Source organism: Dietzia sp. (genome assembly GCF_036741115.1).
Lineage (GTDB): Bacteria > Actinomycetota > Actinomycetes > Mycobacteriales > Mycobacteriaceae > Dietzia.
Map to the genome: position 1 here is coordinate 1 of NZ_DAINST010000102.1, position 8,375 is coordinate 8,375.

The 8,375-nt window shown below is 68.1% G+C and carries 7 protein-coding genes; 4 read left to right on the top strand and 3 right to left on the bottom strand.

Going from position 1 to position 8,375, the window contains the following annotated elements; translation table 11 throughout:
- Together V7E05_RS12825 and coaE are read left to right on the top strand one after the other, a co-directional pair.
- The coding region (locus V7E05_RS12825) for a S1 RNA-binding domain-containing protein (protein WP_333620033.1) at positions 1–530 on the top strand (530 nt) is incomplete at its 5' end.
- Positions 531–713: 183 nt separating this feature from the next.
- On the top strand, positions 714–1,697 hold the full coding sequence (gene coaE, locus V7E05_RS12830) for a dephospho-CoA kinase (protein ID WP_333620034.1): 984 nt from the start codon (positions 714–716) through the stop codon (positions 1,695–1,697).
- 18 nt (positions 1,698–1,715) lie between these two features.
- On the opposite strand, the gene V7E05_RS12835 is transcribed toward coaE, so the two are convergent.
- Together V7E05_RS12835 and V7E05_RS12840 are read right to left on the bottom strand one after the other, a co-directional pair.
- Positions 1,716–3,386 (bottom strand): DUF4185 domain-containing protein, encoded by a 1,671-nt coding sequence (locus tag V7E05_RS12835; RefSeq protein ID WP_333620035.1) that lies wholly within the window; start codon positions 3,384–3,386, stop codon positions 1,716–1,718.
- Between the two features lie 81 nt (positions 3,387–3,467).
- Entirely contained in the window at positions 3,468–4,847 is a 1,380-nt protein-coding gene (locus tag V7E05_RS12840) for a DUF4185 domain-containing protein (RefSeq protein ID WP_333620036.1), read from the bottom strand.
- Positions 4,848–5,208: 361 nt separating this feature from the next.
- Here V7E05_RS12840 and uvrB point away from each other — a divergent pair, with 361 nt between their 5' ends.
- Entirely contained in the window at positions 5,209–7,344 is a 2,136-nt protein-coding gene (gene uvrB, locus V7E05_RS12845) for an excinuclease ABC subunit UvrB (protein ID WP_333620037.1), read from the top strand.
- Positions 7,345–7,549: 205 nt separating this feature from the next.
- Positions 7,550–8,005 (top strand): universal stress protein, encoded by a 456-nt coding sequence (locus V7E05_RS12850; RefSeq protein ID WP_333620038.1) that lies wholly within the window; start codon positions 7,550–7,552, stop codon positions 8,003–8,005.
- Positions 8,006–8,073: 68 nt separating this feature from the next.
- Here the strand turns inward: V7E05_RS12850 and V7E05_RS12855 are convergent.
- On the bottom strand, positions 8,074–8,375 hold a 302-nt coding region (locus tag V7E05_RS12855), incomplete at its 5' end, for a hypothetical protein (RefSeq protein WP_333620039.1).

The following is an 8,375-nucleotide window of genomic DNA, read 5'->3' on the forward strand; positions in this document are numbered from 1 at the left end:
TCGAGGAGGGCATCGAGGGCCTCGTCCACATCTCCGAGCTGGCCGAGCGCCACGTGGAGGTCCCGGACCAGGTCGTCGCCGTCAGCGACGATGCGATGGTCAAGGTCATCGACATCGATCTCGATCGTCGTCGTATCTCGCTCTCCCTCAAGCAGGCGGACGAGGACTACACCGAGGACTTCGATCCCTCGAAGTACGGTATGGCCGACAGCTACGACGAGGCCGGGAACTACATCTTCCCGGAGGGCTTCGACGCCGAGACCAACGAGTGGCTCGAGGGCTTCGAGAAGCAGCGTGAGGAGTGGGAGCAGCGCTACGCCGAGGCCGAGCGCCGGCACAAGCTCCACGCGGTGCAGATCGAGAAGGGCCGCGCCGCTGCTGCCGAGCAGGCCGAGGCCGCCCCGTCGAACTACTCGTCGGATTCCGCTTCCTCTGCCTCGCAGGGCTCGTCGGACGACTCCGAGGCCGGCGGAACGCTCGCCAACGAGCAGCTCGCCGCGCTCCGCGAGAAGCTCGCCGGCAACAACTAGGCTCCGGCCCTAGGGCGCGCGCCTGCGCCGAATGAGAGGGCCCCTTTCCACCTTGCGGTGGGGAGGGGCCCTCTCTTGGTCTATGTGGCTCAAGCGCAGGTTGGTAGTATCCGCACATGACGGCGGACGTTCGATTCCGCCCGGGCGCTTCGGTTCGCCCGCGGATCTTCTACTCTGGGAGGCGTGTTGATCCTGGGACTCACCGGAGGAATAGGCGCGGGCAAGTCCACCGCGTCGGCGGAGCTTGCGAGGCTCGGCGCCGTGATCATCGACGCCGACCACATCGCCCGTGAGGTCGTCGAGCCGGGCTCGCCCGGACTCGACATGCTCGCCGCGGAGTTCGGCGAGGACATCGTCGGCGCCGACGGGGCGCTCGACCGCGCCTCCCTCGCCGAGCGGGCCTTCGTCTCGGCGGAGTGCACCGCGGCGCTCAATGCAATCACCCATCCCCTCATCGGCGAGCGGACGGCCGAGCTCTTCGCGCAGGCTGCGGACGACGCGATCGTCGTGCACGATATGCCCCTGCTGGTCGAGGGCGGGATGGCCCCCGGGTATCACCTCGTCCTCGTCGTCGACACGCCGGAGGACGTGCGGCTGCACCGCCTCGTGGAGCTGCGCGGCCTGCCGGAGGACGATGCGCGCAGCAGGATCGAGCGGCAGGCGAGCGATGAGCAGCGGCGCGCCGTCGCCGACGTACTCCTCGACAACGCCGGCGCCGAGGACGCGCTCAGAGAGCAGGTCCGCGAGGCCTGGGATCTGCGGATCACCCAGATGGCCGCGAACCTCGCCCATGGCCGCGCCGTGCTGCCCGAGAACGAAGTGATCGGGCCGCTGCCCGAGTGGCGAGACGAGGCGCGGCGAGCGGCGGGCCGGCTGCGGCACGCGCTCGGCGGGCTCGAGGCGGAGGTCGAGCACGTGGGGCCGACCGCCGAGGGAATCCCGGCGGTCGACGTGGTGGCGCTTGAGGTGCGTCCGGCGCCGGAGGTGGATCCGGCGTCCGTCGTCACACGCCTGACCCAGGCCGGGTACGTGCCCGACCCGGACGAGTCCTTCGTGCTGCGCTGGGTCGACCCTGCCCGGCCGCTCGAGATCCGGGTCGCTCGCGGAGCGGGGGAGCCGCTCGCCGCGTCGGCTGCCGCAGCGGACGCCGACGACACCGAGGTCTGACGCCCGAGGGGCCTCGGGCTAGTTCTCCGGGACCACGCCGCCGTTGGCCTCGACCTCGTCGCGGCTTACTGTGCGCTCGACCGTGGTCCCGGTCTCGGCTACCGAGACGGCCGGGGCATCGGTGTTCGTGCCGCCGTCGACGGCACCCACGCGGCGGCCGGTCTGCACTGTCTGCCCGGCCTGCGGGCCGCCCGTTCCGTAGCTGATCCCGTCCGTGCCCGGCAGGGAGATCTGCGAGAGATCGGTGTGGGCGAGGTAGACGTTGTACGAGTTCCACGTCGTGACCACGAAATCGAGGTCCTTGCCCGTGGACCAGGGGTGGATGAACCCGCCATAGGCGCCCGGAAGCACCGAGTAGTCGATGAGGGTGGTCGCCTGGCTCCACGGCCCGGTGGGGCTCGGGGCGGTGCGCACCATCACGGAGCGGAGCCCGGAGGAGTACATAGCAACGTAGCGGCGGAGGCCGGGGTGCCACTGCACGGACAGCTCGCTCACGGGGGCACCGAAGACGGGCTTCGCGGCATTGATGTCGCTCACCCACGAGCCGCCGTTCCAGTACTCGTAGGCGCCGGGGTCACCGATCTTCGCCTCGTCCTGTGCGACGCGGGAGAGGATCGCCGAGCCGAGGCGGCCCGAGGGCGTGAGGTACTCGTAGAGGTAGTCGTCATCCTGGCCCTTGACGAAGCCGCTCATCTGAGCGCGGGCCCACTTGCCGTCCACTGCGGGCGGGTTCTCGCCGATACCTTCGGCGAAATTGGTGATCCGCCGCGCCATCGCCGGCTGCGGAGTCCAGGTCTCGCCGTTGTCCTCGGACACGGCGAGGCCCGAGTAGTTCGTGTCCCACGTGCCCGAGACGCCCCAGCGACTCACGGACATGTAGCGCAGGTACTGCTTACCGTCGACGGAGACGCCCGAGGTGGGGATGATGGTGACCTCGCCGGGCTTCCCGGTGCGCGGCACCATTTCCTTGGCCAGCCCGTCGGTGCCGGTGAGCACGCCGTCGCCTGCGGAAAGGGAGAGACCGTCGGAGAGATCGCGGTCGTCGGAACGGAACATCACGTTGCCGCGCCACTGGTTGCCCGGGATGGAGCAGTCGCCCATGGTGTCGCCGAACGCCATGAGCACCTGGGGTTTCGCGTCGTTTCCGTTGTCCCACATGAACCCGAGGTCGGTGCCGCCGATCGCATACATGTCGGGGGTGTCGAACGGGCTCGTCGGTCCGGTGAGGAGCTGCGTGATCTTCGTCGGTCCCTTGAGCACCGGGATCGTGCCCTGGTCGCCGTTGACCCACTGCGGGAAGCCGTAGGCCGAGCCGACGGCGAGGTCGAGGCTGCCGGACAGCCCGTTTCCGAGCGAACCGGTCTCGAGCTGTTGGGTGAGAAACTCGTTGTCCGCCATCGACCCGAGCGGGTTGGACAGAGAGCCCACCGCGTCCCCGGCGGACTGGGAGGAGCCGGAGGACCCCGTCGAGCCGAGCGAGCCGGAATCGAGCGAGCCGGCCGAGCCCGAGCTGCCGCCCATTCCGGCCTGGGTCTGCGTTTCGCGGAGCGAACCGAAGTTGCCGAACATCTCGCTGCAGGGACCCGCGTGCGCGGACGGGGAGAAGGCGGGGCTGACGGCGACCGCCGGGATGGCGGCGAGAACGGTGGCGAGCCCCAGGGCGGGAAGGACTCGATGGGTGCGGGACAAGGGGGCTCCTCGATATGCGAATTCGAAGGGGTGGTTGGAAGGGGATGGGATCTGCGCTCGAGCGCCCGGTTCGACCCTCGACTAGAACCCGGGTATCGCCGTGCGGCCGGTCTCGACGACTTCGCCGGTCGTGGTCGGGTCGGGGCGGTTTTCCGGGGTGATCTGGTCTCGCCGGACGGCGTCGAGATTCGTACGCATGAGGAACACGTTGTAGGCGTCCCATGTCGACACGGTGTAGTAGAGGTCCCGACCGTTCGACCACGGATGCACATACGCGCCGTAGATGCTCGGCATGGAACGCGAGGAGAGCAGGACATCCTCTCCGGACCACGGTCCGGCGGGGGAGTCCGCCTGGCGCATCACGATGTTGTTGTCCGCATTGGTGTACAGCGCCACATAGCGGCCGAGGTACTGGTTGTAGGAGACCGAGAGCTCGGAGACCGGCGCCGGCAGCACGGGCGCCGCGCGGCGCGGGTCCGGGACCCACGCGCCGCCGTCCCAGTACTCGTACGCCCGCGGGTTCTCGAAGTCCTGCCAATACTCCTGCCCGGCACCGTCCTTGATGCGGACCCGGGCGAGCCGGGCGTCTCCCTGGCGGCCCGAGGGCGTGAGATACTCGTAGGCGAAATCCCCGTCCTTGAGGAATGCGCTCATCTGGCCCTCGTCCATCCGCGGCGGTCCGTCGCTTCGACGCTCGGTGTGGGCGGGAGCGGCCGGGGAGGCGGGAACGTCGATGTCATACGAGAAGTCGTTCGCCGGCCCGAGAGGGAAGCGGTTCTGCCCCGAAACGCGCCACGTCCAGGGGAGCGGGGCCCAGTTCTCGCCGTTGTCGCCCGAGACCGCGAGTGCCGAGTAGTTCGTGGCCCAGTGGCCGGGAGCGCCCCAGTCGATGACCGACATGTAGCGCAGGTATTGCTTGCCCGCGACGGAGATGCCGGCGGTGGGGATCGTGGTGCGCTCGAGAGCGGGCATCCCAGAGCGCGGGATGATCGATTTCGCCAGGCCAGGGGCCTCCATGGGGGCATCGTCGAGATGCATGCCGTTGGAAAGGTCGCCGTCCCCGGAGCGGAAGAGCACGTTCGAGCGCCACTGAGTGTCGCCGATGCAATTGCCCATCGTGTCGCCCGACGCCATGAGGGTCTGGCCCGCGCCGTTGTCCCAGAGGATGCCAAGGTCCGTGCCCGTAATCCCGAAGCGCTCCGGGGTCTTGTTCGCGCTGGTCCTGCCCGTGACGAGCGATACCGCCTGCGTTCGCCCCGTGAGCTGTGGCATGAACCCGCCGACGGGCGCGAACCACGGCGACGGCGAGCCGACTATGGCGTTCGCGATGTCGTCGATGATCCCCGCCTGGCTCGCCGCGCGGTAGGCGGCGTCGAGCGCGAACTCGCCCGGATCGCCGAGCGCACCCGTGCTGCCCTGGTCGACTCCCTGGCAGGGCTCGGCCGATGCGCTGGGGGACATGGGAGTGACGGCGCACAGCGCGGTGATCGACGCCGCCGCGGCGACTACCGCGAGGAGCGAACCCTGCGCACGGCGGAGGCGTGGACGGCGCGCGGCGGAGCGAACCGGGGAAGAGGCGGAATTACGGGGCGGGCGAGTGGGCATGAACGACCTCGGCGGGTGTCGCAGTCTTGGAGAGATATTCGAGTCCACTGTAATCGAGGTCATAGCCCACCTAAATAGTCCTGAGCGAACATTTGCCGATATTTTGTGGGCGGGGTAGGTAGGACGGGGGACGCGGGCGGTCCGCGCTTGTCGGCCGCTCGGCTGTCCCGACGTGGGCGCCCCGGGAAATGTCGGGGGTCGCTCGTAGGATGGGCGCATGGCTTTCGCGACCGAGATTCCCGACGACGGCACCGATCCGTACACCGTCCACTCCGAGTTCCGCCCGATCGGGGATGTCGAGCGCTCGAGAGCGCCGTTCGTGGTCGAGAGTCCGTACGAGCCCTCGGGCGATCAGCCGACGGCGATAGCTGAGCTCGATGCCCGAGTGCGCCGTGGGGAGCGGGACGTGGTGCTGCTCGGCGCCACGGGTACGGGAAAGTCGGCGACGTCGGCGTGGCTCATCGAAAAGCTGCAGCGTCCCACGCTGGTCATGGCCCCGAACAAGACACTCGCCGCCCAGCTCGCGAACGAGCTCCGCGAGATGCTTCCCAACAACGCCGTCGAATATTTCGTCTCGTACTACGACTACTACCAACCCGAGGCGTACATCGCGCAGACAGATACGTATATCGAGAAGGACTCCTCGGTCAACGACGATGTCGAGAGGCTTCGCCACGCGGCCACCTCCGGGTTGCTCTCGCGGCGGGACGTGGTCGTGGTGTCCTCGGTCTCCTGCATCTACGGCCTCGGCACCCCGCAGTCGTACCTGGATCGCTCCGTTCCGCTGCACGTTGGCGAGACCCTCGACCGGGACGATTTCCTCCGCCTCCTCGTCGATGTGCAGTACCAGCGCAATGACATGTCGATGACCCGCGGGACGTTCCGCGTCAAGGGCGACACCGTGGACATCATCCCCACCTACGAGGAACTCGCGGTGCGCATCGAGTTCTTCGGCGACGAGATCGATTCGTTGCACGTGATCCACCCGCTCACCGGCGAGACGATCCGGGAAGTCGAGGAGATCCGCATCTTCCCGGCGACCCACTACGTCGCAGGCCCGGAGCGCATGGCCAAGGCGGTCGCGGCGATCGAGGCCGAGCTCGAGCAGCGTCTCGCCGAGCTCGAGAAGCAGGGCAAGCTGCTCGAGGCGCAGCGCCTGCGCATGCGCACCTCCTACGATCTGGAGATGATCCAGCAGGTGGGCTTCTGCTCCGGCATCGAGAACTATTCGCGGCACATCGATGGCCGGCCGGCGGGCTCGGCGCCCGCGACCCTGCTCGACTACTTCCCGGACGATTTCCTCACGATCATCGACGAGTCGCACGTCACGGTCCCGCAGATCGGCGCCATGTTCGAGGGCGATATGTCGCGCAAGCGCAACCTCGTGGACTTCGGGTTCCGCTTGCCCTCGGCGCTCGACAACAGGCCGCTCACCTTCGAGGAATTCCGCGAGCGAGTGGGCCAGACCATCTACTTGTCGGCGACCCCCGGCGATTTCGAGCTCGGCCAGGCAGGGGGCGAGTTCGTCGAGCAGGTCATCCGTCCGACCGGCCTGGTCGACCCGAAGGTCGTCGTCAAACCCACGAAGGGGCAGATCGACGATCTCGTCGAAGAGATCCGCACGCGGGCCGAGAAGGACGAGCGCGTCCTGGTCACTACGCTCACGAAGAAGATGGCCGAGGACCTCACCGATTACCTGGTGGAGCTCGATATCCGCGTGCGCTACCTGCACTCGGAGGTCGATACGTTGCAGCGCGTCGAACTGCTCCGCCAGCTCCGCCGCGGCGATTACGACGTGCTCGTGGGCATCAACCTCCTGCGCGAGGGGCTCGACCTGCCCGAGGTCTCGCTCGTCGCCATCCTCGACGCGGACAAGGAGGGCTTCCTCCGCTCGACCAAATCGCTCATCCAGACCATCGGCCGCGCGGCCCGAAACGTGAGCGGCGAGGTCCACATGTATGCCGACCGGATCACGGATTCCATGCAGGAGGCGATCGACGAAACCGAGCGCCGCCGCGAGAAACAGATCGCGTACAACACCGAGCACGGGATCGATCCACAGCCGATCCGCAAGCGGATCAACGACATCCTCGAACTCGTCTACGAAGATGCCGATGCGCCAGCGGAAGGCGGTGCGCAGGAAAACCCCACGAGTGATGCCCTGCTCGCCGGCGAGTTCGATCGCCCCAAGGACATGCCGGCGAAGGACCTCGAGAAGCTCATCGCCGAGCTCACAACACAGATGAAGACAGCGGCAACCGAGCTCAAGTTCGAGCTCGCCGGGCGGCTCCGGGACGAGATCGCGGATCTCAAGAAGGAGCTGCGGGCGATGCGGGACGCGGGGCTGGAATAGCACGTGTTCTGGAGCCGAGCAGGTCGAAGCGGATCCTGGCGAGGGGAGCAGCGTAGATGTCGGTTAGCGCCCGTTCGGTTCCGCGAGGGTGTGCACTGGCTTAGACTGTCCGGGAACAGGCGCGGAGGGAGACCCGTGCCACATACGTGGCGCGGTTTCCCGGGCGCCGACGCGTCGGAGTCGACCCACTACGAAAGGTCCGTTTATGTCCGCTTACACGAAGGTGCTCGTCGGGACCGATGGATCGGAGACCTCACTCAAGGCGGTTGCCAAGGCGGCCGGTGTGGCCGAGGCTCATGATGCCGAGCTGCTGATCGGCTGCGCCTACACCCCGCTCGAGTCCCGTGCGAGCACCTATGCCGCGGACGAGCTCGGCGAAGATGCGTACCAGATCCAGGGAGACAATCCGGCCGCCGATATCGTCCGCGCCGCCCGCGAGCGCGCGGTGGCCATGGGCGTCGCCGCGGACAAGGTTTCCACGAAGACCATCGAGGGTGGCCCCGTGGACTCGCTGGTCAAGCTCGCGCGCAGCGAAAACGTCGACCTTCTCGTCGTGGGCAACCGCGGGATCAACAAGTTCGCGAGTCGCTTCTGGGGCTCGGTGCCGGGGGACGCGGCGCGCCGCGCGGAGTGCGACATCCTCATCGTCCACACCACGTAGGTCCGGCGCGGAGGCGCGGGGTCTTCGGTGCCCGTGCGCTCGGCGCCCCGCGGCCTCGAGCCCGGGCGCTAGGGGCAGTCGGCGGCAAGCGCAGAGTCCGCGACCGCCGCGGAGACATCGTGGGCGTTCTTCCTCGGGACGATCGAGGCCACGGATTCCGCGACGGGGGAGACGGCGCCGAGCATTTCCTCGCGCGTAGCGCCCTTGCTGCGGAGCGCGCAGACCCGCTGACCGACGGCCCACAGAGTGTCGCCGACGGATTCTGGGAGGTCGGGGTACCCCTCATCGCGGAGCCCGTCGAGGAACGCTTTCTTCTCTGGGGAAAAGGAATCCGGCTTGGTGGTCTCGGCGGCGGAAGAGGTTGGCGCGT